The sequence below is a fragment of the Ferrovibrio sp. GW821-FHT12D07 genome, from assembly GCF_058807275.1.
The window spans coordinates 1,380,329-1,403,315 of sequence record NZ_JBXAQN010000001.1 but is presented as its reverse complement, the minus strand read 5'-3'; the positions used below and the strand labels follow the sequence as shown (position 1 = coordinate 1,403,315).

26 protein-coding genes are annotated in these 22,987 nt (G+C 63.8%); 8 read left to right on the top strand and 18 right to left on the bottom strand.

From position 1 onward, the window contains the following. Positions 1 to 25 precede the first annotated feature (25 nt). From dnaA to rpsT, 3 genes are all read right to left on the bottom strand, one after another. Positions 26 to 1,504 carry a chromosomal replication initiator protein DnaA gene (gene dnaA / locus AC1RRE_RS07050; protein WP_492981335.1) on the bottom strand — a complete coding sequence of 493 codons (1,479 nt, stop codon included), beginning with the start codon at positions 1,502 to 1,504 and terminating at the stop codon, positions 26 to 28. Between the two features lie 47 nt (positions 1,505 to 1,551). Beyond that, positions 1,552 to 1,995 carry a rhodanese-like domain-containing protein gene (locus tag AC1RRE_RS07045; protein ID WP_492980404.1) on the bottom strand — a complete coding sequence of 148 codons (444 nt, stop codon included), beginning with the start codon at positions 1,993 to 1,995 and terminating at the stop codon, positions 1,552 to 1,554. 451 nt (positions 1,996 to 2,446) lie between these two features. Further along, positions 2,447 to 2,710 carry a 30S ribosomal protein S20 gene (gene rpsT / locus AC1RRE_RS07040; protein WP_492980403.1) on the bottom strand — a complete coding sequence of 88 codons (264 nt, stop codon included), beginning with the start codon at positions 2,708 to 2,710 and terminating at the stop codon, positions 2,447 to 2,449. A gap of 198 nt (positions 2,711 to 2,908) precedes the next feature. On the opposite strand from rpsT, the gene AC1RRE_RS07035 reads away from it, so the two are divergent. The 3 genes from AC1RRE_RS07035 to ggt all read left to right on the top strand — a co-directional run bounded on the left by AC1RRE_RS07035 (position 2,909) and on the right by ggt (position 7,641). Then, positions 2,909 to 3,493, top strand: coding sequence for a hypothetical protein (locus AC1RRE_RS07035; RefSeq protein ID WP_492980402.1), 585 nt, complete (start codon positions 2,909 to 2,911; stop codon positions 3,491 to 3,493). 131 nt (positions 3,494 to 3,624) lie between these two features. Beyond that, positions 3,625 to 5,967 (top strand): bifunctional salicylyl-CoA 5-hydroxylase/oxidoreductase, encoded by a 2,343-nt coding sequence (locus tag AC1RRE_RS07030; RefSeq protein WP_492980401.1) that lies wholly within the window; start codon positions 3,625 to 3,627, stop codon positions 5,965 to 5,967. 69 nt (positions 5,968 to 6,036) lie between these two features. Then, positions 6,037 to 7,641 (top strand): gamma-glutamyltransferase, encoded by a 1,605-nt coding sequence (ggt, locus tag AC1RRE_RS07025; protein WP_492980400.1) that lies wholly within the window; start codon positions 6,037 to 6,039, stop codon positions 7,639 to 7,641. On the opposite strand, the gene AC1RRE_RS07020 is transcribed toward ggt, so the two are convergent. Beyond that, positions 7,635 to 8,162 carry a carboxymuconolactone decarboxylase family protein gene (locus tag AC1RRE_RS07020; protein WP_492980399.1) on the bottom strand — a complete coding sequence of 176 codons (528 nt, stop codon included), beginning with the start codon at positions 8,160 to 8,162 and terminating at the stop codon, positions 7,635 to 7,637. The genes ggt and AC1RRE_RS07020 overlap by 7 nt on opposite strands. Positions 8,163 to 8,253: 91 nt before the next feature. On the opposite strand from AC1RRE_RS07020, the gene AC1RRE_RS07015 reads away from it, so the two are divergent. Further along, complete coding sequence (locus AC1RRE_RS07015) at positions 8,254 to 8,589, top strand: winged helix-turn-helix transcriptional regulator (RefSeq protein WP_492980398.1); 336 nt, start codon at positions 8,254 to 8,256, stop codon at positions 8,587 to 8,589. Here the strand turns inward: AC1RRE_RS07015 and AC1RRE_RS07010 are convergent. Genes AC1RRE_RS07010 through AC1RRE_RS07000 form a run of 3 tightly spaced genes read right to left on the bottom strand, consistent with a single transcriptional unit; the run spans position 8,572 to position 10,691 of the window. Next, positions 8,572 to 9,570: a YeiH family protein gene (locus AC1RRE_RS07010; RefSeq protein ID WP_492980397.1), complete on the bottom strand. Its 999-nt coding sequence runs from the start codon at positions 9,568 to 9,570 to the stop codon at positions 8,572 to 8,574. The two genes, AC1RRE_RS07015 and AC1RRE_RS07010, sit on opposite strands and share 18 nt — an antisense overlap. A gap of 15 nt (positions 9,571 to 9,585) precedes the next feature. Then, on the bottom strand, positions 9,586 to 10,143 hold the full coding sequence (locus tag AC1RRE_RS07005) for a 2OG-Fe(II) oxygenase (RefSeq protein ID WP_492980396.1): 558 nt from the start codon (positions 10,141 to 10,143) through the stop codon (positions 9,586 to 9,588). Further along, complete coding sequence (locus AC1RRE_RS07000; protein ID WP_492980395.1) at positions 10,143 to 10,691, bottom strand: hypothetical protein; 549 nt, start codon at positions 10,689 to 10,691, stop codon at positions 10,143 to 10,145. The genes AC1RRE_RS07005 and AC1RRE_RS07000 overlap by 1 nt, the downstream gene beginning before the upstream one ends. Before the next feature lie 230 nt (positions 10,692 to 10,921). Here AC1RRE_RS07000 and ispH point away from each other — a divergent pair, with 230 nt between their 5' ends. The 3 genes from ispH to rnhA are packed head-to-tail and all read left to right on the top strand — an operon-like array spanning position 10,922 to position 13,374. Continuing rightward, on the top strand, positions 10,922 to 11,881 hold the full coding sequence (ispH, locus tag AC1RRE_RS06995; RefSeq protein ID WP_492980393.1) for a 4-hydroxy-3-methylbut-2-enyl diphosphate reductase: 960 nt from the start codon (positions 10,922 to 10,924) through the stop codon (positions 11,879 to 11,881). A 12-nt stretch (positions 11,882 to 11,893) separates the two neighbouring features. After that, positions 11,894 to 12,883 carry a homoserine kinase gene (locus AC1RRE_RS06990; protein WP_492980392.1) on the top strand — a complete coding sequence of 330 codons (990 nt, stop codon included), beginning with the start codon at positions 11,894 to 11,896 and terminating at the stop codon, positions 12,881 to 12,883. 2 nt (positions 12,884 to 12,885) lie between these two features. Beyond that, a complete protein-coding gene (gene rnhA, locus AC1RRE_RS06985; protein ID WP_492980391.1) occupies positions 12,886 to 13,374 on the top strand; it encodes a ribonuclease HI in 489 nt (162 codons plus the stop codon). Positions 13,375 to 13,408: 34 nt separating this feature from the next. Here the strand turns inward: rnhA and AC1RRE_RS06980 are convergent, their stop codons facing one another. Beyond that, complete coding sequence (locus AC1RRE_RS06980; RefSeq protein WP_492980390.1) at positions 13,409 to 13,891, bottom strand: peroxiredoxin; 483 nt, start codon at positions 13,889 to 13,891, stop codon at positions 13,409 to 13,411. Between the two features lie 125 nt (positions 13,892 to 14,016). Then, entirely contained in the window at positions 14,017 to 14,715 is a 699-nt protein-coding gene (locus AC1RRE_RS06975; RefSeq protein ID WP_492980389.1) for a protein-disulfide reductase DsbD domain-containing protein, read from the bottom strand. A gap of 207 nt (positions 14,716 to 14,922) precedes the next feature. Here AC1RRE_RS06975 and AC1RRE_RS06970 point away from each other — a divergent pair, with 207 nt between their 5' ends. Continuing rightward, positions 14,923 to 15,510 carry a YqgE/AlgH family protein gene (locus AC1RRE_RS06970; protein WP_492980388.1) on the top strand — a complete coding sequence of 196 codons (588 nt, stop codon included), beginning with the start codon at positions 14,923 to 14,925 and terminating at the stop codon, positions 15,508 to 15,510. Here the strand turns inward: AC1RRE_RS06970 and AC1RRE_RS06965 are convergent. The 9 genes from AC1RRE_RS06965 to AC1RRE_RS06925 form a co-directional block, all read right to left on the bottom strand. Next, on the bottom strand, positions 15,496 to 16,095 hold the full coding sequence (locus tag AC1RRE_RS06965; protein ID WP_492980387.1) for a GNAT family N-acetyltransferase: 600 nt from the start codon (positions 16,093 to 16,095) through the stop codon (positions 15,496 to 15,498). The two genes, AC1RRE_RS06970 and AC1RRE_RS06965, sit on opposite strands and share 15 nt — an antisense overlap. 29 nt (positions 16,096 to 16,124) lie before the next feature. Then, complete coding sequence (locus tag AC1RRE_RS06960; RefSeq protein ID WP_492980386.1) at positions 16,125 to 17,387, bottom strand: M16 family metallopeptidase; 1,263 nt, start codon at positions 17,385 to 17,387, stop codon at positions 16,125 to 16,127. Then, the gene (gene thrC / locus AC1RRE_RS06955; protein ID WP_492980385.1) at positions 17,384 to 18,796 is read right to left on the bottom strand and encodes a threonine synthase; all 1,413 of its coding nucleotides are present in this window, start codon (positions 18,794 to 18,796) and stop codon (positions 17,384 to 17,386) included. The genes AC1RRE_RS06960 and thrC overlap by 4 nt, the downstream gene beginning before the upstream one ends. A gap of 8 nt (positions 18,797 to 18,804) precedes the next feature. After that, on the bottom strand, positions 18,805 to 20,295 hold the full coding sequence (locus tag AC1RRE_RS06950; RefSeq protein WP_492980384.1) for a carboxypeptidase M32: 1,491 nt from the start codon (positions 20,293 to 20,295) through the stop codon (positions 18,805 to 18,807). Positions 20,296 to 20,301: 6 nt separating this feature from the next. Further along, the gene (locus AC1RRE_RS06945) at positions 20,302 to 21,033 is read right to left on the bottom strand and encodes an SURF1 family protein (protein ID WP_492980383.1); all 732 of its coding nucleotides are present in this window, start codon (positions 21,031 to 21,033) and stop codon (positions 20,302 to 20,304) included. A 3-nt stretch (positions 21,034 to 21,036) separates the two neighbouring features. Next, on the bottom strand, positions 21,037 to 21,336 hold the full coding sequence (locus tag AC1RRE_RS06940) for a DUF983 domain-containing protein (protein ID WP_492980382.1): 300 nt from the start codon (positions 21,334 to 21,336) through the stop codon (positions 21,037 to 21,039). A 95-nt stretch (positions 21,337 to 21,431) separates the two neighbouring features. Further along, a complete protein-coding gene (locus tag AC1RRE_RS06935) occupies positions 21,432 to 22,241 on the bottom strand; it encodes a cytochrome c oxidase subunit 3 (protein ID WP_492980381.1) in 810 nt (269 codons plus the stop codon). Between the two features lie 23 nt (positions 22,242 to 22,264). Next, positions 22,265 to 22,858 carry a cytochrome c oxidase assembly protein gene (locus AC1RRE_RS06930; protein WP_492980380.1) on the bottom strand — a complete coding sequence of 198 codons (594 nt, stop codon included), beginning with the start codon at positions 22,856 to 22,858 and terminating at the stop codon, positions 22,265 to 22,267. Next, positions 22,855 to 22,983, bottom strand: a complete 129-nt coding sequence (locus AC1RRE_RS06925) for a cytochrome c oxidase system small membrane protein (RefSeq protein ID WP_492980379.1) — start codon at positions 22,981 to 22,983, stop codon at positions 22,855 to 22,857. The genes AC1RRE_RS06930 and AC1RRE_RS06925 overlap by 4 nt, the downstream gene beginning before the upstream one ends. Between the last annotated feature and the right edge of the window lie 4 nt (positions 22,984 to 22,987).

The window sequence follows — 22,987 nt, the reverse complement described above, 5'->3', positions numbered from 1 at the left end:
GATTTTCCTAGATAAAGTTGAAAAATCAGCTTTCGAGTTTGCGGCGCAGCAAATCGATATCTTCCGCGAAGGCGGCATCGATCTCGCGCAGCTCCTCGATCTTGCGCACGGCGTGCATCACCGTGGTGTGGTCGCGGCCGCCGAATTTGCGCCCGATTTCGGGCAGTGAACGCGAGGTGAGCTGCTTGGCCAGATACATTGCCACCTGACGCGGACGCGCAACGGCGCGCGCACGACGCGGCGAATGCATGTCAGCGAAGCGGATCGAGTAATGCTCGGCCACGCGCTTCTGGATTTCCTCGATCGTCACCTTGCGGTCGTTGGCGCGCAGCAGGTCCTGCAGCACTTCCTGGGCCGAGGTGACGGTCACCGGCTTGCCGACGAGGCTGGCATAGGCCGAGATGCGGTTCAGCGCGCCTTCCAGCTCACGCACATTCGACGTGATGCGACGGGCGAGGAATTCCAGCACGTCCTGCGGGATGTTGGTCAGGCCGTTCTTCTCGGCCTTCGCCTGCAGGATCGACAGACGCAGCTCGAAATCGGTCGGATGGATGTCGGCGACCAGGCCCCAGCCTAGGCGCGAGCGCATGCGCTCCTCGATGCCTTCCAGATCCGACGGCGAGCGGTCGCCCGAGACGATGATCTGGCGGTTCTGGTCGCAGAGCGCGTTGAAGGTGTGGAAGAACTCTTCCTGGGTGCTTTCCTTGCCGGCGATGAACTGGATGTCATCGATCATCAGCACGTCGACCGAGCGGAACTGCTCCTTGAAGGCCATCGTGTCCTTGAAACGCAAGGCCCGGATGAACTGGTACATGAACTTCTCGGCCGAGAGATACACCACGCGGCGCTCGGGGAAGCGCTGGCGGATATGCCAGCCAATGGCATGCATCAGATGGGTCTTGCCCAGGCCCACGCCGCCATAGAGGAACAGCGGGTTGTAGGTCACCGTCGGGCTTTCGGCCACGCGCAGGGCAGCGGCACGCGCCAGCTCGTTGGACTTGCCGGTGATGAAGCTCTCGAAGGTGAAACGCGGATCGAGCGGCGCGGACAGCTCGCGCTCGATATCGTCCATGTCGCGGACCTGCAGGGTCGGCAGGCCAGCCATGGCGGGCTTGACCGGAGCCGGACGGCCGGCGACGGGCGCGACGGTCTCGATGATCGGGTTGCCGGCGACGGCCGCCTTGGTCTGCGGCGCCTGGCTGGCGCCGGTCGGGCGCACATGGATGATCACGCGACGGATCTCGGCATTTTCCAGCCGCCAGATTTCGCGCAGACGCTCGCTGTAATGATTGGCGACCCAGTCGCGCATGAAACGGGTCGGCACGGCCAGATGGACGTCGCCGTCCTTGGCCAGACCTTCCTCGGCCAGCGCCAGCGGCTTCAGCCAGGAATTGAAGGCGGCATCGCCGAACGAGACGCGCAGACGGGCGCGCACGCGCTGCCACTGGACGTCGAGCGGTTCACCGGTGACGGACTGGCGCGGGCCCTCGGAGAGGTCCGGCATGGAGGCAGATTGCGGCTGCGGATGCGACGACTTGACCATGACCGACCTCAGCTCTGGATCCAGGCGAGACCGGCAGCCTTCCAGCCACTCAATCGTCCACGATGTTTTTCAGTATCAAGATCGCCTTCGAAACCGCCGGCGACATTAAAGCAGGGCGCAAAACCGGCGGCCGTCATCGCCTTGGCGGCGGCGCGCGAACGGGCACCCGAACGGCAGATGAAATACAGCGGCTGGCCCGGCTTGATGCCCTGGGCGCGCAGTTCATCGGCAAAACGCGGATTAACACTCATCTCAGGATACATCTGCCAGGATACGAGGACAGGACGCTTGGACAGCTTGCCGAGATCCGGCGCGCCGACGAAGCTCCATTCCGGTTGGGTTCTTACGTCGATCAGCTGAGCGTTCGGGTCGCTAGCGAGCTGGTTCCAGGTTTCGGTCGTCGAGACATCGCCTGCATAGTCATCATCCCCCGCCTTCACCGAAGCCAACATCCCCAAACCTCGCGCCACGTTTGTTGTTTTAAAACTGTATTTTCGTCACGCGTGCCGGCGCGTATCAGAAGAACTTCCCACCATCGGTGGAGCGCTTTTCTTGCGCCCTTGAGAGGTGTTGCAGAACCCCGTCTGTGCGCGTCAGCCGGGGCATTAAAGTGAAATCGCAGGGGCCACGCAAGCGGACAGATGAAGACTCCCCGAAAAAAATTTTCCCTGTGGCAGAATTAGAACTTGTCATTGCAATCCGCGCTTGGGCGCATAGCGAACAGCTATAGCGCACGGACTAATGCCCTGACTAATCCCCGGGGTGTAAAACGTCTGTGAACGCGGCAGTTGCACGCTCAAGACCTTCGCAGTCGCATAAAAAAACATCGCCCGCTGCAGAGCAGACGGGCGATGTTTCGATCACTGCGAGACCATGACGCGCGCGTGAAGCGCGCGGCAGGAATCAAGCCATAGCTTTGACGCGGGCGTTCAGACGCGACAGCTTGCGCGAGGCGGTGCGCTTGGCGACCACGCCGGTGGTGACGCTCTTGTCGAGAGCAGGCTGCGCCTGCTTCAGCGCGTCGGCCGCAGCCTTCTTGTCGCCGGCAGCGATTGCTGTCTCCAGCTGCTTGACGGCGGTACGGACCTTGCTGCGACGCGCGCGATTGACGGCGGTGCGCTTCTTGGTCTGGCGGGCGCGCTTCTCCGCGGACTTGTGCTGAGCCATAGCTTGCGATTTTCCGATAGTTGTTACAGCCTTGCGGCGAAATTCAAGGCGGGCGTTATAGCCCCGCCCCCGGCAGGCGTCAACCCTGCAAACATCGCATTTTCCGAATGGTTTACAGCCCGATTCCCGCCGTTGCGACATGTCGCCGGCAGGGCGGGGCCGCTTGCGAGCCGCCACCGCCGCCGCCATAGTGCCGCGATGCCTGACATCGCCTTGATCGCTCAAGTTATCTACCTGCTCGGCGGTGTCGCAGGCCTGATCCTGATCATGCGCAGTCCCCTGCCCGCCGCCCTGTTCTGGGGCACCGGTATCGTTCTGCATGTGGCGCTGGCGGTTGCCGAATTTGCCGCCCTTGTCGGCTGGCCCGGCCTGGCCGGACTGGAATCCGACATCCGCTACCTCGCCTTTACGCTAGGGCTGACCGGTCTGGCCTTCGGTGCCCTCTTCAGCCTGATCGTACCCTCGGGCAGTCCGCGCCTCCTGCTATACAGCGGCATCGCGCTGGCGGTGCTGATGGGCGTGGCCGCCGACCGGCTGCCGATCGGCGCCCTGCCGCTGCCCCTGATCCTGCTCGGTATACTCCTGCTGGCTGTGCTGGTGGGCCTGCGCCACCGCCCGGCCCCGGCCCGCTGGCTGCTGCTTGCCGTACTGGCGCTGGCGACCACCGAGTTGGCCCGTTACGGCTATCTCGGTCGCCTGCCGGTTTTGGCAGCCGGTCTGGGACATATCTGCTTCGGCATCGCCCTGGCAGCCTTCGGGATGACAGCGCACAGGGCGCGCTGAAGGCACGGGTCCGCTAATCCGCCGACGGAGCCATTGGGACCAATTCAGTGACTTGCCCGAATTTATTTTAGATATAAAATAAATCGCACGCCGGTCCGACATAAGGACCTAGCCAGAGTTCGGGGAACAGCATGCGCGTGACCATTGTCGGAGCCGGCCCGGCCGGCCTGTATCTGGCCCTGCTGATGAAAAAGGCCGACCCCGGCCATCACATTGCCGTTTACGAGCGTAACCAACCCGACGACACCTTCGGCTTCGGAGTCGTTTTCTCCGACGAAACCCTGAACCAGTTCCTGGCCGAGGATGCCGGTACCCATCAGGCGATCCGCAATCATTTTGCCTACTGGCATGAAATTGACGTGATCGCCGGCGGCGACCGCATCCGCTCCGGCGGCCACGGCTTCTGCGGCCTCGCCCGCAAGGTGCTGCTGCAAATCCTGCAGCAACGCTGCACCGAGGTTGGCGTCAGCTTGCATTTCGGCGCCGAGCAGCAGGACTTCGAGGCATTGCGCCGCGACTGTGACCTGCTGGTCGGCGCGGATGGCATCAACAGCCAGGTGCGCGAACACTGGAAAGATACCTTCCAGCCCAGTCTGGACTGGCGCCCCAACAAATTCGTCTGGCTCGGCACGACACTGCCGCTGGATACCTTCACGTTCATCTTTGAAGCCAACGAACATGGCATGTTCCAGGTGCATGCCTATCGCTTCGAGGACGGCCTCTCAACCTTCATCGTCGAAACCACGGAAGAAGCCTGGGCGCGCGCCGGTCTCGACAAGGCCAGCGAAGCCGACACCATCGCCTATTGCGAGACGCTGTTCGCCAAGCACCTGAACGGCCACAAGTTGCTGAGCAACCGTTCGATCTGGCGCAACTTCCCGACCGTCAAATGCCGCCGCTGGGTACATGACAATGTCGTGCTGATCGGTGATGCAGTGCATACCGCACATTTCTCCATCGGCTCGGGCACCAAGCTGGCCATGGAAGACGCCATCGCGCTCAGCCGCACGCTGAATGCCGGCCATGCCACGGTGCAGGATGCCCTGAAGGCCTTCGAAGAGGCGCGACAGGCGGAAGTCTCGATTCTGCAGCATGCCGCGCAGGTATCACTGGAATGGTTTGAGCATACAGATCGCTACGCGTCCTTCGAGCCGATCCAGCTGGCGCTCAGCCTGCTGTCCCGCTCCAAGCGGATCACCTACGAAAATCTGAAACTGCGCGATCCGGCATTGATCGCCCAGGTCGACCGCTGGTTCGCCGAGAAGACCGCACGTGAACAGGGCTTCGCGCTACCCAAGAGCGGCCATGTGCCGCCGCCGATGTTCTTGCCATTCCGCCTGCGTGACATGACAGTGGAGAATCGCGTCGTCGTCTCGCCGATGTGCCAGTACTCAGTGAAAGATGGCATCCCCGACGACTGGACGCTGGTGCATCTGGGCAGCCGCGCCATCGGCGGCGCCGGGTTGATCATCACCGAGATGACCGACATCGCCGAGACCGCGCGCATCACGCCGGGCTGCACCGGCCTGTGGAATGAAACACAAGCAAAAGCCTGGCGTCGCATCACCGATTTCGTGCACGGCAATAGCCGGGCCAAGATCGGCGTGCAGCTCGCCCATGCCGGCCGCAAAGGCGCAACCTGCCTGCCCTGGGCCGGCGGCTATGACCAGCCGCTGCCGGAAGCCGAAGCCTGGGAGATCGTGGCGGCCTCGGCCATTCCCTATCTGCCAAACAGCCGGGTGCCGCGGCCGATGACGCGGGCCGACATGGATGCCGTGCGCGACGATTTCGTGGCGGCGACGAAACTGGCTGGCAGCGCCGGCTTCGACATGATCGAACTGCACATGGCGCATGGCTATCTCCTCTCCAGCTTCATCTCGCCCCTGAGCAACACTCGCAATGACGAGTACGGCGGCAGCCTGGAAAACCGCATGCGATTCCCGCTGGAGGTTTTCGACGCCATGCGGGCGGTCTGGCCCAAAGAGAAACCGATGTCGGTGCGGTTGTCGGCCGTCGACTGGGTGCCCGACCGCGGCCTCGACGTGGAGGACTCCGTTGCCATCGCGAAAATGCTGAAGCAGCACGGCTGCGACCTGGTCGATGTCTCGGCTGGCCAGACTTCGAACGAGGCCCGGCCACAATACGGCCGGATGTTCCAGACTCCCTTCGCCGATGCCATCCGGCAGGAAGCCGGCATCGCCACCATTGCTGTCGGTGCGATTACATCGGCCGATCAGGTCAACACCATCGTGGCCTCGGGCCGTGCTGATCTCTGCGCACTGGCGCGGCCGCATCTGGCCGACCCCTACTTCACCTTGCATGCTGCAGCCGATTACGACTGGCGCGGCATTTACTGGCCGCCGCAGTATCATGCCGGGCGGGACCAATTGTACCAATTGCGCACTCGCGAACGCGAAGAAGCAAAAGCCACGGACTCTTTCGCAAAGCAGCGCGCGCGCCGGGATGAAAACTGACAAACACTGTCGCATGCTGAATAGTCTGGTGTAGGCTCGCGGCTCGTCCTGCACCGGAGTTCAGACCACATGCGTGACCTGCATCTGCCCGGCCGTTCGGTGGCCATGGGCCGCCACGCCGCCGCCGCCACATCGCACAGCCTTGCTACGCTCACCGCCATCGAGATCCTGCGCCGCGGCGGCAACGCCACCGACGCCGCGATTGCCGCCTGCGCCGTGCAATGCGTGGTCGAGCCCGGTTCTACCGGCATCGGTGGCGACAACTTCGTGCTCTATGCACCGGCCGGCACCGACACCACCAAGGGCGGCAAGGTCTACGGCCTCAACGGATCGGGCCGCGCGCCCAAGGGTCTGAGCGCCGATTACCTGCTCAAGCAGGACATCAAGGAAATCGGCCTGACCTCGCCGCATGCGGTGACCATTCCCGGCGCCGTCGATGCCTGGAGCAAGCTGAACACGCGGTTCGGCAAGCTGCCGTTGGCCGAGCTGCTGCAGCCGGCCATCGATCTGGCCGAGAAGGGCTTCGCCGTCACCGAGCGCGTCAGCACCGACTGGCATCGCAACGAGGCCAAACTGAAGGCCGATCCCAACACCGCACGCATGTGGCTGAAGGATGGCCTGCCGCCCAAGGCCGGCGAGACCTTCCGCCAGCCCGAGCATGCCAAGGTGTTCCGTGAGATCGCCAAGAACGGTCGCGATGGCTTCTATACCGGCTGGGTCGCCGAAGACATCGTGCAGTATCTGCAGAGCGTCGGCGCTACCCATACGCTGGAAGACTTCGCCACCCAGGAAGCCTACTGGGTCGATCCGATCGCGACCGCCTACAAGGGCGTCGAGATTCTGGAGATTCCGCCGAACGGCGTTGGCATCATCACGCTGCTGATGCTGAACATCCTGAGCGGCTTCGACCTGGGCAAATACGATCCGGTCGGCGTCGAGCGCTTCCATATCGAAGCGGAAGCCACGCGCCTCGCCTTCCAGGCGCGCGACCTTTACGTGGCCGATCCGGCTTTCGGCGATGTGCCAGTCGAAAAACTGCTGTCGATGGCATTCGCCGACGAACTGCGCAGCCGCATTGATCTGAAGAAGGCGATGCCGGCGCCAGGGCCCGTCGGCGGCCAGGCCTATCGCGACACGGTCTATCTCACCGTGGTGGATGCCGAAGGCAATGCCTGCTCCTTCATCAACTCGCTGTTCTGGCCCTACGGTACGGGCTTAAGCAGCCCCAAGACTGGCGTGCTGCTGCAGAACCGCGGCTGCGGCTTCAAGGTGCAGCCCGGCCATCTGAACTGCGTCGAGCCGCTGAAGCGACCGCTGCACACCATCATTCCGGCGATGGCGCTGAAGGACGGCAAACCCTGGCTCAGCTTCGGCGTGATGGGCGGCGGCTTTCAGCCGGTCGGCCAGAGTCATGTGCTGACCAACATGGTCGACTTCGGCATGAACGTGCAGGAAGCCATCGACTGCGCGCGCGGCTTCCATGTCGCCGGCAAGTTCGAGGCCGAACGCGGCATCCGCGAGGATGTGCTGCTGGGCCTGTCCAGCCTCGGCCATGAGATCAAGCAGTCCGAGATGCCGCATGGCGGCGGTCAGGCCATCCTGATCGACCGCGTCAACGGCGTGCTGCAGGCCGGCTCCGATCCGCGCAAGGACGGCTGCGCGCTGGCTTATTGAACAGGAAAGCGCGGCGAGCCTGGCTCAAGCGTGACACCGGTGGCGTTCACGGTGAACGACACCAGATGATAGAAGCCGACCAGCGCGATGATCTCGATCAGCTGGTCGGCTTTATAATGCGCGGATGCCGCCTGCCACAGCGCATCGTCCACCGTGCCGGTATCGACCAGCGCATCGGCGATCCGGACCAGCACTGCTTCCCCGTCATTCCAGGCGGATGCATCGCCATGCAGGGTGGCGCGGATTTCCGCCTCGCTGAACTTCGCCTTGGCGGCGAAGAAGCCGACATGCACACTCCATTCGTATTCCGCCTTCAGCCGCGCCGTGGTGCGCAGGATCACCAGCTCGCGCTGGCGCAAGCTGATCGAGCCGCGATCAAGCAGGCCGCCGCCGGCCCAGCGCGTCAGGACGCGCGGGTTATGCGCAACGGTGCGAAATAGCGCGATATCAGCCGGCATCTGCGCCAGTGCTGCGGCGGCCTCGGCGGAATAGGGCTGCTGGATGGGATCGAGACGGGCCATGACGGAAACCTCCTGCTGTGCTACAGAATTCGTAGCGCAACCTAATGCTACTGTTTTCGTAGCACAAGAGCGAAAACCGCGGAGAAATGCCATGACGACGCCCCTGCCTCGCCAGCCCGTGCGCGGTTCCCGGTCCGGCCGGCCGGTCATGGCCGCTCTGGACCTGCTGGGGCGGCGCTGGAGCCTGCGTATCCTGTGGGAGCTGCGTGAGAGCGCCCTGACCTTCCGAGCGCTCCAGACGGCCTGTGGCGAGGTTTCGCCCAGCGTGCTGCAACAGCGGCTGAAAGACCTGCGGGCGGCCCGATTGCTGGACCATGACGGCAGCGGCTATGCGCTCACCATGACGGCCCGCCGGCTGATGCCGACGCTGCTCGCCCTGCAGGACTGGGCCGAAGTCTGGTCGGAAGAGTTAGAGGAAAAGCAGTAGGCCGATCAGCACGAAGGCGAGCAGGATCACCGTCTCGGCCAGGATAAGGGCGAGCGGTTTCCAGCCCAGCGCGAAGAGTTCGGCAAACGAGGTCTTCACGCCAAGCGCCGCAATGGCGACCAGCAGGCACCAGCGCGAGACATCTGACACGCCCTCCACCAGCACCGGCGGCAGGGTCACGATGCTGCCCAGCACCACCAGTGCGACAAACCCGATCAGGAAATGCGGCAGCAGCGGCTGCGTCTGCTTCATGCCGACTTCGCCCGTCTTGCGATAGATCAGGCCGATGCCGACGACGACCGGCAACAGGCAGGCGACGCGCACCAGTTTGACGAAGGTGGCGACATCGCCGGCCTGCGGCGAGACAGTGAGGCCTGCGCCCAGCACCTGTGCGACGTCATGAATCGTGGCGCCGAACAGCACGCCGGACGCGGTTTCCGACAGACCGATGGTTTTCGCCAGCAGCGGATAGATCACCATGGCCAGCGTCGACAGCGCGGTTACGCCGATCACGGTAAGCAAGGTCAGGCGTTCGGATTGCGGCGAGCGCGGCAGGGCGGCAGAAATCGCCATCGCCGCCGATGCGCCGCAGATACCCACGGCACCACCTGACAACAGACCTTCGGAACTGCTACGGCCGGCGAATCTGGCCAGCAGCAGGCCGCTGCTGATGGCAACCACCACACCGCAAACGGCCAGCAGCACCGGCACCGGGCCGAGATCGGCGATGCGCTCAACCGTGATGCGGATGCCAAGCAGGGCCACGCCGATGCGCAGCACGCTGCGCGCGGCCAGATCGATGCCGGGCCGTACGCGCGGATCGGCACTCAGGAAATTGAAGGCCATGCCCAGCAACAGGGCAAGCAGGAAGGGTGGGCCGCCGTAGTGGTCGGAAATGAAACCGACCGCGAGCGCCACGGTGGCCGCAACTGTCAGGCCCGGCAGGGGATGTTTAAGTTTTTCTATCGGGAAAACAGGCAAGACACGGGAATCCGTTCAGCGGAAAGGTTCGCAGCCAATGATCCAATGTGCCAGCGAATACCGGCGTCCACGCGTAACCGGCTTGACCTGATGGAGGGTGTAGCTGGGAAATACAGTCATGGCCCCGCGTTCACGTGGGGCGTTTTCGACCTTTTCGCCGCCGCTATACAGCGCCAGCTCACCACCGTCGTAATCGGCAGGGTCTGAAAGCTGGATCACCACGCTCAGCTTGCGCAGCGAGAAGGGTTCTTCCAGGCCGATATCAACATGCCCGACATAATGCTGTCCGGTCTCATACCGGGCGATCTGCATCGGTTCCGCGCCATCGAGCTGGAAATTCCAGAGTTCGCGATTGGACTGCAGCGACAGCCCGACAACCTTGTCGTATATCCAGGCACCCTCTTTCTGCGGCACGAACGTAACCGCGGAATTGCGTGCCTTCACATTGATGGTGACCTCGTCACCCACGGTTCCGTCCCGCAGGGTGGTGGCTTCTGCCAGGGCGATAATGCGGTCACATTCCTCCGGCGTCAGCACGACTCCGGGGAAAGCGAACATCGGCAGTTTACGCATCAGAAGCCGCGTTGCTGGCGGTTACGCTCAAGCTGGTCGCGCGGCAATTCCAGGCCGACCAGGATTTCCACCTGGGTGGTCCGGCGGCCGGCCAGCGGAATGGTCTGTTCCAGGTCTTCGGCCACCACGACGCGACGCTGGCCTTCCTTGAAGGGCACACGGGCGACGAAGCGTTCGCGCGTCAGCACGTTCTTGTCACTGTCGACGATGGCGACGAAATACGGCACCTGGGCTTCAGCCCCGCTGGCGGCCGGGCCACGGGTGGCGGCCACCTGCAGCGCAAAGCTGATCGTCACGGCCTTGATGTTCTTGGGGTCGTCGTATTTGCAGCCGCCATTGTAGTCGAGAAGCTGCACGTCATAGGCGACATCGGTGAGATCGCGGCCCGGGCCATCGCGATACTGCGTGGCCTTGAAGGCATCACCCAGGATGCCGACCTTCGGGCAAGGCGGCAGGTTCGGCGCCTTGTTCGAGCAGCCGGCCAGAACAACGCTCAGGCCGACAGCCACAACAGCAACCAGCGAAGAACGGGAAAAGCGCAGGGTCATGACGAGCCGTTACCATCCGGGAGAGCGCTGCGGAACGGCCATCCGGGTCATGGCGGCCTTTCCTTCACGCGACGAGTGTATTAGCTTGCCGGGCAGATTTCCCGGGGCTTCCCTGTATAGAAGAGCAGCCCCCGGGAGACAAGCGACAGGCCCGCAACCCGTTGATCCGGCCCAATGATCCACCCCGGCGATCTGACCGGACTGATTAACGACCCCAGACCCTTGAACCGATGAACCCTGACCGTCCTTCGATCGCCCTTGTCCTGGCAGCGCCGCGCGGCTTCTGCGCCGGCGTCGACCGGGCCATCCAGATCGTCGAGCGTGCCCTGGAGCAGTTCGGCGCACCGGTCTATGTGCGCCACGAGATCGTGCATAACCGCTTCGTGGTCGACAGCCTGGCCGCCAAGGGCGCCATCTTCGTCGACGAACTGGATGAAGTGCCGGCCGGCGCCCATGTCGTCTTCTCTGCCCATGGCGTGCCGAAATCCGTTCCCGCCGATGCCCAGGCCCGCAAGCTGTCCTATCTGGACGCCACCTGCCCGCTGGTCAGCAAGGTGCATCGCGAGGCTGAACGCCATCATCGGGAAGGCCGTCGCATCATCCTGATCGGGCATGCCGGCCACCCCGAGGTGATCGGCACCATGGGCCAGCTGCCGCCCGATGCCGTGCTGTTGATCGAAACCATCGCCGATGTCGCCACGCTGCAGGTGAAGGACGGCGAACCGCTGGCCTATATCACCCAGACCACGTTGTCGGTGGACGATACCGCCGACATCATCGCGGCGCTGAAGCAGCGCTTCGCCCGGATCGAAGGGCCGAAGAAGGAAGACATCTGCTACGCCACCACCAATCGTCAGGTCGCGGTGAAGGCGATTGCGGCCCACAGCGAAGCGGTGCTGGTGATCGGTGCGCCGAATTCATCCAACTCGCTACGACTGGTCGAAGTGGCCAAGCGTGAGGGCTGTCGCATTGCCCTGCTGGTGCAGCGTGCCGTCGATATCGACTGGGCGTCGCTCAAGGATATAAAATCCGTAGGCATCACGGCCGGCGCCAGCGCGCCGGAAGTGCTGGTCGAGGAAGTGATCGCCGCCTTCCGCGAGCGGTACACCGTCACTGTTCGCGAGATCGAGACCGCCACCGAGGCCGTGCAGTTCAAGCTGCCCGCTGCGCTTGACGCCTCTGCCGCCTGATCGTCCGCACCCATGGCCGTCTACACCGAAATCGACGAAGACCAGCTCAATGCGCTGCTGAAGCGCTATGACATCGGCTGCGCACTGTCGGTCAAGGGCATCGCCGAGGGCGTGGAGAATTCCAACTACCTACTCGGCACCGAAACCGGCAGCTATATCCTGACGCTGTACGAGCGCCGGGTGAAACGCGACGACCTGCCCTATTTTCTCGGCCTGATGAACCATCTGGCCGGTAAAGGTCTCGCCTGCCCGACCGCGCTGCATGATCGCGACGGCAATACGTTGAACGAAGTGGCCGGCCGCCCCTGCGCCATCATCAGCTTCCTCAACGGCGTCTGGCCCAGGAAGCCGACTGCGCGTCATTGTCAGGAACTGGGCGCGGCCATGGCCCGCATGCATGTGGCTGGCCAGGACTTCCCGATGAACCGGCCCAACGCGCTCAGCGTCGACGGCTGGGCCAAGCTGGTGGCCGACTGCGAAGGCAACGCCGATACCGTGCTGGCCGGCCTGGGCCGTGAACTGGCGCGTGAATACGACACCCTGAAGGCCGCATGGCCCGAGACGCCCGGCCGCGCCGGCGACCGGCCGCTGCCGCATGGCGTGATCCATGCCGATCTCTTCCCCGACAATGTGTTCTTCGTCGGTGAGAATTTCAGCGGTCTGATCGACTTCTATTTCGCCTGTAACGACTATTTTGCCTATGACCTCGCCATCTGCCTGAATGCCTGGTGCTTCGAGGCCGATAGCGCCTTCAACGTCACCAAGGCAAAAGCGTTGATCAACGGCTATGAGAGTGTGCGGCTACTGACCGATGGCGAAGTGCACACCCTGCCACTGTTCGCGCGTGGCTCGGCGCTGCGCTTCCTGCTGACCCGGCTCTATGACTGGCTCAACCAGGTGCCGGGCGCATTGGTGAAGCCGAAGGATCCGCTGGAATACTGGAAGAAGCTGAAATTCCACCGCCAGGTGCTGGGCGCTTCCGCCTATGGCATTGAACGCTGACGATGCCTGACGCGCCACAGAGCGTTGAAATCTTCACCGACGGCGCCTGCCTCGGCAATCCGGGTCCGGGCGGCTGGGCCGCGCTGCTGCGCTATGGCGAGACCGAGAAGGAAATGAGCGGCGGCGATCCGGCCACCACCAACAACCGGATGGAGCTGCTGGCGGCGATCATGGCGCTGGAAGCGCTCAAAAAGCCCTGCATCGTGTCGCTCTATTCCGACAGCCGCTATGTCATCGACGGCGCCACCGGCTGGCTGCGCTCCTGGAAGGCGCGCGGCTGGAAAACCGCCGACCGCAAGCCGGTGAAGAATGTCGACCTGTGGCAGCGCTTCGAGGAAGCCGTGCTGCCTCATACGGTGAGCTGGCACTGGGTGCGTGGCCATGACGGCCATGTCGAGAATGAGCGCGTCGACGTCCTGGCGCGCGACGCCGCCACGGCCATCGCCGGCGACAGCATCAAGCCGCCGAAAAAGAAAAAGCCGGCCCGGTAAACCCGGACCGGCTTTGGTCGTCTGCCTGCGGGCTTTAAATCTGGCCGAACAGGGTATTGGCATCCGACACTTCGAAGGCGCCGGGCTTTTCTAGGTTCAGTTGCTTCACGACGCCATCATCCACCAGCATCGAATAGCGCTGCGACCGCACGCCCATGCCGCGGGCGGTGAGGTCGAATTCCATGCCGATCGCCTTGGTCAGCTCGCCGGCGCCATCGGCCAGCAGCACAACCTTGTCGCCGGCATTCTGGGCCTTGCCCCAGGCGCCCATCACGAAGGCGTCGTTGACCGAGAGGCAGGCGATGGTGTCCACGCCCTTCTTCTTCAGGTCGTCATACTTCTCGATGAAGCCCGGCAGATGCTTGGCCGAGCAGGTCGGGGTGAAAGCGCCCGGCAGAGCGAACAACGCCACCTTCTTGCCCTTGAAGAATTCTGCGGGCTTCACCGCCTGCGGACCCTGCTCGCCCATCACATAGAGCGTGGCATCGGGGATACGGTCGCCAACCTTGATGGTCATGATTTCCTCGTCTTGGTTTGAATCTTTTGGCCGATCTGCGCCGTCTGGAACGGCCGGGGTAAAATGAGCCGGCCCGGCGTCAGATACAAGGCCCGGCCAGCCTGTTCACCGGCCCTTGATACCTCTCAAGGCTGGACCACCAGTTCGGCGGACAGGGATGACTCCACCAGCGTCAGCCGCAATGGCCGGCCCAGCGCACCCGGCGGCAGGGTCGCCGGAATTTCAAACCGCACCTCGCGGCCATCATTCATCAGGGCCACCTGTGGCCGTCCATACCAGCTGTCCGGTGTACCCTCCACGAACAGGTCGGGGTTGCGCAGGGGCGTGGCGCTGCGCAGGGCGACCACCAGATGGTCGGGCTTCTGCTTCAGGAACTGCAGGCGCAGATCGGCAGCGGCGGCGGCCACCGGCACACGGCGCTTCCATTTGATCAGTGCCGCCAAGTCTTCGGCCATCAGCTTGCCTGGCGTATGTTCCAGACGATCGGTACGCAGGATGCAGATCTCCTTGCACACGCCGTATTCCAGGCTGAGGTGCAGCTTCACCGGTTGCGCGGCATCGCTGCGCTCGATCTGGATCGGCAGCACGACGTCATCGGTGTAGCCATAGATGTCGCTCTTGCCGAGTGGGATGCGCTGCGGGGCCGGCCACTGCACATCGGCGCGTGCGAGGTTCTGCGACATCGACCAGTCGAACTGCGCAGGCACGCCGCCTTCGCCCGGCGTGCGCCAGTAGAATTTCCAGCCCGCCGCGAGTCGGATCGACAGGCCGACCTCATCGCCATTGCCCTGCACAAAAGCCAGACGCACCGGAACATGGGGCAATTGCACCCCTTGCGCTGACGCCAGGAATGGCCAAATGACAAGAAAAGCGGCAGCCGTCGGGGCTACGGCGCGAATGGCGCGGCAGATCAAGGATTTCATATCCCGAGTCTGTCTTTTGGCCTGCCAATTGCAAGAGGTCTGTCAGGCTGGCCGTATGGACAAGCCGACCGGCTGGGGTAACATTCAGGTGAAACCGGAGCGTGTCACATGACGGACAGCAGCGAAGCCAAGGCGATCTCGGGCTATCTGGAACGGCAATTGCTGATCGCGATGCCGACCATGGGCGACCCGCGTTTTGCGCGCACGGTCATTTATATGTGCTCGCACAATGCCGAAGGCGCGATGGGTCTGGTGATCAACAAGCCCTATCCCGGCCTCACCTTCCCCAATCTGCTGACCCAGCTCGGCATCGAGCCATCAACGGACAACGAGATCATCGTGCGGCTGGGCGGCCCGGTCGAAACCGGACGCGGCTTCGTGCTGCATTCAACCGACTACATGAAGCAGGGCAGCGTGAAGATCGATGAGTCGATCGGCATCGGCCTGACCGCGACGCTGGATGTGCTGCGCGCCATCGCCAGCGGCACCGGTCCGCAGCACAGTCTGTTCGCGCTCGGTTATGCCGGCTGGGGTGCAGGACAGCTCGATAACGAAATCCAGGAAAATGCCTGGCTGGCGGCGCCGGCCGATTTCGACCTGATCTTCCACCCGGAACTGGAAACGCTGTGGGATCGCGCGGTGCGCAAGATCGGCATCGACGTGGCCAAACTGGCCAGCGTGTCAGGCCACGCCTGATACTGCCGTCTCCGGATCGGTAGCCAGCCGCGCATAGAGCTGGTGATCGCGCCACACGCCATCGATTTTCAGGTATTCCCGCAACACGCCTTCACTGCGAAACCCGGCATGCGCCAGCAGACGCCGGCTCGGCGTATTTTCCGGCAAACAGGCGGCTTCCAGACGATGCAGCTTCAGTAGCTCGAAGCAATGCGCCGCCATGGTGCGCAGCGCCTCGGTCATATGTCCTTGCCCCACATGCGGCTTGCCGATCCAGTAGCCCAGCTCGCCGCATTGCGAAGCGCCGCGGCGGATGTTCGACAGCGTGATGCCGCCGATCAGGCCGTCATTGCGGCGCAGGTAGATGAAATAGGCCTCGCCATGCTCCTGCCGGCGCAGGCGCTCGAACCAGGCGAGCCGACGGCGAAAGCCTTCGCGCGTGAGGGAGTCTTCCGCCCAGGTCGGCTCCCAGGGCTGCAGATGCTCGCGGCTGATCGCACGCAGCGTGGCCCAGGCTTCGTAATCGTTGATCTCGGGCGGCCGCATGTAGATGCGTTCGCCATGCAGATGCGGGCTGACTGGAGGCAGGAAGCGGCCGAAAAGCATCGTGCTTCGCCTCCCCCGCCCCGCCGGCTTTAGCCGAACCGCGCCGCGAAGCGCGCGTAGGATTCAAGCTGCTGCACCGGGCCGAGCGCTGCCACCGTCGGCGGCGCCGAGCACATGACGCGTTCGGCGACCTTCTGCACGGCCGCGGCATCCACCTTGTCGACCGAGACCAGCACCTCATCCAGATCGAGCGGACGGCCGAACAGCAGCATCTGGCGACCAAGCTGCTCGATGCGCGCACCCGAGCTTTCCAGCGACATCACCAGGCCGACCTTCAGCTGCGCGCGGGCGCGCTGCAGTTCGTCGGACTCGACCTTGCCACAGAGCTTGCCCAGCTCCTCGGCCAGCACCGGCATCAGTTCCGGCAGCTTCTCACCACCGGTGCCGGCATAGATGGTCATCAGGCCGCCGTCGCGATAAGAGGCCGGATAGGCATAGACCGAATAAGCCAGGCCGCGCTTTTCGCGCACTTCCTGGAACAGCCGTGAGGACATGCCGCCGCCCAGCACGGTGGCATAGACCTGCATGGCGTAATAATCGGGATCGTCATAGGCCAGACCCGGCAGCGCGATCGCTACATGGGCCTGCTCCAGATCGCGCACGGCGCGCTTTTCGCCGCCGCCGCCATAGAGCGCCGTCTGCTGCGCCGGACGGGCGGCACGATTCAGCTTGCCCAGCAGGCGTTCGGCCTCGGCCATCAGCATGTCGTGGTCGACCGCGCCGGCCGCGACCAGCACCAGGCTCGGGCCATGATAGAAGCGCGACAGGAAGCCCTGCAGATCCTCGCGCTTCATGCCCGTGACGCGATCCACGGTGCCGAGGATCGAACGACCGAGCGACTGGCCGGGGAAAGCGGTTTCCTGAAGATGGTCGAAGATGATGTCGTCGGGCGTGTCTTCCGACTGGCCGATTTCCTGGATGATGACCTCGCGCTCGCGCTCCAGCTCGTCCTTGTCGAAGACGGAGTGCTGCAGGATGTCGGACAGGATATCGAGGGCCAGACCGGTATCCTCGGCCATGACGCGGGCGTAATAGGCGGTCTGCTCACGCGAGGTGAAGGCGTTCAGATGACCGCCAACCGCCTCGATCTCTTCGGCGATAGCCAGGGCCGAGCGCTTCTCGGTGCCCTTGAAGGCCATGTGCTCCAGCATATGGGCGACGCCATTGATCTCGGGCGTCTCGTCGCGGGCACCGGCATCGACCCAGATGCCGACGGACACGGTCTTGACCTGCGGCATGGCCTCGGAGACCACGCGCAGACCGTTGGAAAGGGTACCGATACGAACTGTCATGACTTCACTCTACGCGCTTCGATGAAATCGCGCACCTTGCTGTAATCGTTGGGCAGCACCGTCTGGCGCTCGGGCCGCTCGAAAAGATCGGCCAGGCGCGGCGGCAGGGCCGGATGTCGCCCGGTGGCAGCCTCGACGGCTGCGGGGAATTTGGCGGCATCGGCGGTGGCCAAGGTCACCAGCGGGGTGTCGGTCGGCACGGCGCGGCTTTTGCGCTGTTCGGCGGCAACCGCCAGACCCACGGCCGTATGCGGATCGACCAGCAGGCCGTTGCCGGCCACGAAGGCGGTCTTCAGCATGGCCTTGGTTGCGGCCTCGTCGGCCTTGCCGGCGGCGAAGAGTTGCTTGGTTTCGGCCAGCGCATTCGCCGAGACCGAGAAGCCGCCATTCTTGTCCAGATCGCTCATCAGCTGGCGCACCTGCGCGCCATCGCGGCCATGCATGTCGAACAACAGGCGCTCGAAGTTGCTCGCCACCTGGATATCCATGCTGGGGCTGATGGTCGGCTCGACGCCGCTCTTGCGGTAGTCACCGCCCGAGAAGAACCGCGCCAGAATGTCGTTGCGGTTGGTCGCGACGATCAGCTTGGAAACGGGTAAGCCCATTTTCGCGGCACAATAGCCGGCGAAGATGTCGCCGAAATTACCGCTGGGCACGCAGAAGGCCGGCGCACACTCCGGGCCGCCCAGACTGAGCGAGGCCGTCACGTAATAGACGATCTGTGCCATCACGCGGGCCCAGTTGATCGAATTCACCGCAGTAAGGCCGGCCTGCTCGCGGAAAGCAGCATCGTTGAACAGCGCCTTTACCATCGACTGCGCGTCGTCGAAGGTGCCTTCCAGCGCGATAGCATGGACATTGGCATCGGCGACGGTGGTCATCTGCCGGCGCTGCACGTCCGAGACGCGGCCATGCGGGAACATGATGAAGATGTCGAGATTGGCGCGGCCGCGGCAGCCCTCGATGGCGGCCGAACCGGTATCACCGGACGTCGCGCCCACGATGGTCGCGCGCTTGCCCGAACGCGCCAGCGCCCAGTCGAACAGCCGGCCGAGCAGTTGCAGCGCCACATCCTTGAAGGCCAGCGTCGGACCATGGAACAGCTCGAGCACCCAGTCATTGTCGCCGCTCTGGCGCAGCGGCACGACCGCCTTGTGCCCGAAGGTGGCGTAGGCCTCGTCGATCATGCGCTTCAGATCGGGATCGGGAATGGAGCCGCCGACAAACGGCTTGATGACACGGAAGGCGACCTCGGCATAGGACAACCCGCGCATGGCGCGAAAATCCGCCAGAGAAAACTGCGGCCAGCTTTCCGGTACATACAGGCCGCCATCGGTGGCGAGGCCGGCTAGCAGCACGCCCTCGAAGTCGAGGGTCGGGGCCTGGCCGCGGGTGCTGACGTAACGCATCGTGGATCTCAGTTCAGATAGCGGGCTTTAAGATGCGCCTTGAAGGCAGCGGTGCTCAATGGTTTGCCGGTCGCCTGGCGCAGCAGTTCGTCGGTGGTGAGCAGCGAACCCTTGCCATGCACATGGGCGCGCAGCCAGCGCAGCAGCGGCTTGAAATCACCCTTGGCGATGCCCGGCAGGATCGTCTTGTCCTTTTCCTTGGCCGCCGCGAACAGCTGAGCCGCCGACAGCGCGCCGAGTGTATAGGTCGGGAAATAGCCGATCGAGCCGACTGCCCAGTGGATGTCCTGCATGCAGCCCTGGCGGTCGTTCGGCACATCCACGCCCAGCAAGGTCTGCATGCCGTCATTCCAGGCATATGGCAGGTCAGCCAGCGGCAGATCGTCGCTCAGCATCGCCTGCTCCAGGCGGTAGCGCAGGATCACATGAGCCGGATAGGTAGCCTCATCCGCATCGACGCGGATCAGGTCGGGCCGCACGCGCGCATAGATGCGCTGCAGGTTGGCATCCGACCAGGCTTTGCCCGTGCCGCTGAAAGCCTTGCGCAGTACCGGGCCGGCATAGGTCAGGAATTCCATGCCACGGCAGACCTGCATCTCGATCAGCAGGCTCTGGCTTTCATGCAGCACCATGCCGCGCGCCTCGCCCACGGGCTGGTCACGCCAGGCCTTGGGCAGGCCGAGCTCGTAGAGCGCATGGCCGGTCTCGTGCAGCACGCCCATCAGTGACTTGGTGAAATCGGCGTCTTCATAACGCGTGGTGATGCGCACATCGTCCGGAGTGCCGCCCGTGAAAGGATGCAGGCTGACATCCAGGCGGCCATGCTTGAAATCGAAGCCGAGCGCCTTCATGAACTTGAGACCCACCGCGCGCTGGGTCTCGGCAGAGAATGGCCCCTGCAAGGCCAGCGGCGCCTTGCGCTTGTCCTGCTTGGCCAGCGCCTTGTCGATGAAGCCGGGCAGGAAGCCGCCCAGATCGGCGAATAGCTTGTTGATATGCTCCGAGCGGCCGCCAGGCTCATATTCATCCAGCAGCGCATCATATTCGCTGAGACCGAAGGCCGCCGATTTCGCAGCGGCTGCCTCGCGGGTCAGTTCCAGCACCGGTTTGAAGGCCTTGGCGAAGCTCTTGAAGTCGTCGTTCTGGCGCGCCTTGCGCCAGACCATCTCGCAAGCCATCGCCGCCTTGGAGCGCGCCTCGACCAACTTGGACGACACGGCGGTGGCATGACGCCACTGGCGCTGCATCTCGCGCAGATTGGCCTTCTGCCACTGGTTCAGCTGCTTCTTCTGGGCCTCGGCCTCATCGAGCAGTTCGCCCAGCTTCGGATCGGTGATCCATTCATGGCGCAGCACGCTCAGCGTCGCCATCTGCTCGGCGCGCGAGCGGGCGCCGCCTTCGGGCATCATGGTGGACTGGTCCCAGCCCAGCATGGCCAGCGCGCCATTCACGGCGCCGATGCGGCGGAACTGCTGCTCCAGAGCCTTGTAACGCTTCATGGATGTCTATGCCTTGTTGCCGGCGTCGCGTTCCCGCCGCCGATGCCATAGCACATAAATCACCATCAGCACCACGGCACCGCTGTACCAGGTGAAGGCATAGGCCAGGTGATTGTTGGTGAAGGTGACCCGGGTATGGCCGGCCCGGGGCCAGGTGCCGGGCACGGTGACCTCGGCATCGGCATCCACGAACAGCACGGGCGCATCGGTGATGCCGGCGGCCTTCAGCATCCCGGCGGCATCGCCGTAATACCACAGGTTCCGGACCAGGTCGTTGTCGGGCGTGAACCAGCCCTTGCCCCAGGGCGCATGGCCGATGCCGGTGATGATCTGCTCGCCCGTCACCTGGCCGGGCATGCGGCGCGCCGGATCCTTGTCCTCGGCCGGCACCCAGCCGCGGCTGACCAGCACCCAGCCGGGTGCATCGCTGCGCTTGAGTGGCGTGATGACGTGGTAACCGAAATTGCCGCGTTCGGAATGCGCCAGCAGATGGGCTTCCTTGGTATGGTCGAACACACCCTTCACCACCACGCGGCGGAAGTGCCAGGCCTCGGCGTCGAGCGCGCCCGGCGGCAGCATCACCGGCGGTGCGCGCAGACCGGCCTCGGCGCTCTCGATCAGGTCGAGCTTCCACAACAGGCGCTGCACCTGCCAGCTGCCCAGGAAGAGCAGCAGGATCAGAGCGGGAATGGTGAACATGGTCGGCCAGAAGGCCGGCCGGAAGCCGAAGATTCTCACGGGTTACTCATCTAGCAATGCGATATGGGACGACGCCTTGTGGCGGAACTGCAGCGCGATCAGCACGCCCTTGAAGGGACGCAGCATACCAATGGCGCCGCCAAGGATAAGTGGGGTCCAGAGCACCAGATGCAACCACATCGGCGGCTGGAAGCGCAATTCGACCCATAACGCCAGGCCGACGACGATGAAGCCAAGGATCAGGATGACGAAGACTGCCGGCCCGTCGCCGGAATCGACCGTGGCGTAATCCAGGTCGCAGGACGGGCAGCGCGGTTTGACCGTCAGCAGCCCATCGAACAACGGGGCTTCGCCACATCGCGGACAGCGACAGCGAAGCCCCGTCGAGAACGGCGATAGCAGGGGATAGTAGGCCCCCGCTACCAGGTCGTCTTTACTCAATGGGCGGCCGGCGTACCCGAGCCCCACCAATAGATGGCGGTGAACAGGAACAGCCACACCACGTCAACGAAGTGCCAGTACCAGGCGGCAGCCTCGAAGCCGAAGTGATGGTCGGGCTTGAAGTGGCCCTTCATGGCGCGGAGCAGGCAGACCAGCAGGAAGATGGTGCCGACGATGACATGGAAGCCGTGGAAGCCGGTCGCCATGTAGAAGGTCGAGGCATAGATGCCATCTTTGAAGCCGAAGGCGGCATGGCTGTACTCGAAGGCCTGGCAGGCAGTGAACAGCACGCCCAGGATCACGGTCAGCGTCAGGCCCTGCACCAGACCCTTACGGTCGTTGTGCAGCAGCGCATGGTGCGCCCAGGTGACCGTGGTGCCCGAGAGCAGCAGGATCAGCGTGTTGACGAAGGGCAGTTCCCACGGATTGAAGGTCTCGATTGTCGCCGGCGGCCACTGGTGGCCGATGGCTTGGGTCGGATACAGCGCCGCACCGAAATAAGCCCAGAACCAGGCGACGAAGAACATCACTTCAGACGCGATGAACATCACCATGCCGTAGCGCAGGTGCAGCTGCACCACCGGGGTGTGGTGACCGTCATGCTCGGCTTCCCGGATGACGTCGCGCCACCAGGCAGCCATCGTGTAAAGCACGACCACCAGACCCGGCACGGTCCACAGATAGCTGTGACCATGGAAGGCATAGACCGAACCGATCGCCAGCGCGAAGGCGCCCATCGAACCGATAAACGGCCACGGGCTCGGATCAACGAGATGATAATCGTGGTTGCGGGCACTACTGGCCATATCAGACCCCCTGGTTACAAACGCTAGTTGGTTGAACCGGCCGCGTTGCCGCGGTCGGAAACTCGGGATTCTTCCGGCTTGCGGAAGAAGGTGTAGCTCAAAGTGATTTGGGTGACGTCGCGCGTCTTCGGATCCTTGAGAATCTCCGGATCGACGAAGAAGGAGACGGGCATGTCGACGCTCTGACCGGGCTGCAGCACCTGCTCCTCGAAGCAGAAGCAGGCGATCTTATTGAAATACTGGCCGATCTTTTCTGGCGTGACGTTGAAGCTGGCCTGACCCGAAACGGCGCGCGCCGTCGGATTGGTGGCGCGATAGAAGATCAGGGTCTCCTCGCCGGGCTTCACGGTCACTTCACGCTGCACCGGCTGGAACTTCCACGGCATGCCCGGTGCGATATCGGCGTTGAAGCGCACGGTCACGGTCGCCTCGTCGGGATCGGTCACGCCCGGCGCCGCCTTGGCGCGCAGTGGCGTGCCGGCGAAACCGGTCATGCGGCAGAACATGTCGTAGAGCGGCGCGGAGGCGAAGGACAGCCCGACCATGCCGGCAAACACAGCCACGCAGGCAAAGGCCACGCGGCGGTTCTTCTGCTGCTGCTCGCGCGTCAGGCTCATGACGGATGAACCCCCGTCATCTTGGCGATGGTGATGAAATAGAACAGCACCACCAGCGCGCCGAGCGCCAGCGCCAATGCGATATTGCGCGCCCGGCGGCGCTTGTGATCGTTGGGCTGCGACATGGCG

What these genes read in the sequence shown, in the direction of transcription:
- AC1RRE_RS06935 (WP_492980381.1), bottom strand. Translation starts at nt 22,241, where the DNA reads ATGGCCAGTAGTGCCCGCAACCACGATTATCATCTCGTTGATCCGAGC.
- AC1RRE_RS06965 (WP_492980387.1), bottom strand. Translation starts at nt 16,095, where the DNA reads ATGCTTTTCGGCCGCTTCCTGCCTCCAGTCAGCCCGCATCTGCATGGC.
- dnaA (WP_492981335.1), bottom strand. Translation starts at nt 1,504, where the DNA reads ATGCCGGACCTCTCCGAGGGCCCGCGCCAGTCCGTCACCGGTGAACCG.
- AC1RRE_RS06990 (WP_492980392.1), top strand. Translation starts at nt 11,894, where the DNA reads ATGGCCGTCTACACCGAAATCGACGAAGACCAGCTCAATGCGCTGCTG.
- thrC (WP_492980385.1), bottom strand. Translation starts at nt 18,796, where the DNA reads ATGCGTTACGTCAGCACCCGCGGCCAGGCCCCGACCCTCGACTTCGAG.
- AC1RRE_RS07000 (WP_492980395.1), bottom strand. Translation starts at nt 10,691, where the DNA reads ATGACCCTGCGCTTTTCCCGTTCTTCGCTGGTTGCTGTTGTGGCTGTC.
- ggt (WP_492980400.1), top strand. Translation starts at nt 6,037, where the DNA reads ATGCGTGACCTGCATCTGCCCGGCCGTTCGGTGGCCATGGGCCGCCAC.
- AC1RRE_RS06970 (WP_492980388.1), top strand. Translation starts at nt 14,923, where the DNA reads ATGACGGACAGCAGCGAAGCCAAGGCGATCTCGGGCTATCTGGAACGG.
- ispH (WP_492980393.1), top strand. Translation starts at nt 10,922, where the DNA reads ATGAACCCTGACCGTCCTTCGATCGCCCTTGTCCTGGCAGCGCCGCGC.
- AC1RRE_RS07045 (WP_492980404.1), bottom strand. Translation starts at nt 1,995, where the DNA reads ATGTTGGCTTCGGTGAAGGCGGGGGATGATGACTATGCAGGCGATGTC.
- AC1RRE_RS07035 (WP_492980402.1), top strand. Translation starts at nt 2,909, where the DNA reads ATGCCTGACATCGCCTTGATCGCTCAAGTTATCTACCTGCTCGGCGGT.
- rnhA (WP_492980391.1), top strand. Translation starts at nt 12,886, where the DNA reads ATGCCTGACGCGCCACAGAGCGTTGAAATCTTCACCGACGGCGCCTGC.
- AC1RRE_RS07015 (WP_492980398.1), top strand. Translation starts at nt 8,254, where the DNA reads ATGACGACGCCCCTGCCTCGCCAGCCCGTGCGCGGTTCCCGGTCCGGC.
- AC1RRE_RS06930 (WP_492980380.1), bottom strand. Translation starts at nt 22,858, where the DNA reads ATGAGCCTGACGCGCGAGCAGCAGCAGAAGAACCGCCGCGTGGCCTTT.
- AC1RRE_RS07020 (WP_492980399.1), bottom strand. Translation starts at nt 8,162, where the DNA reads ATGGCCCGTCTCGATCCCATCCAGCAGCCCTATTCCGCCGAGGCCGCC.
- AC1RRE_RS07005 (WP_492980396.1), bottom strand. Translation starts at nt 10,143, where the DNA reads ATGCGTAAACTGCCGATGTTCGCTTTCCCCGGAGTCGTGCTGACGCCG.
- AC1RRE_RS06950 (WP_492980384.1), bottom strand. Translation starts at nt 20,295, where the DNA reads ATGAAGCGTTACAAGGCTCTGGAGCAGCAGTTCCGCCGCATCGGCGCC.
- AC1RRE_RS06960 (WP_492980386.1), bottom strand. Translation starts at nt 17,387, where the DNA reads ATGACAGTTCGTATCGGTACCCTTTCCAACGGTCTGCGCGTGGTCTCC.
- AC1RRE_RS06925 (WP_492980379.1), bottom strand. Translation starts at nt 22,983, where the DNA reads ATGTCGCAGCCCAACGATCACAAGCGCCGCCGGGCGCGCAATATCGCA.
- AC1RRE_RS07030 (WP_492980401.1), top strand. Translation starts at nt 3,625, where the DNA reads ATGCGCGTGACCATTGTCGGAGCCGGCCCGGCCGGCCTGTATCTGGCC.
- AC1RRE_RS06980 (WP_492980390.1), bottom strand. Translation starts at nt 13,891, where the DNA reads ATGACCATCAAGGTTGGCGACCGTATCCCCGATGCCACGCTCTATGTG.
- rpsT (WP_492980403.1), bottom strand. Translation starts at nt 2,710, where the DNA reads ATGGCTCAGCACAAGTCCGCGGAGAAGCGCGCCCGCCAGACCAAGAAG.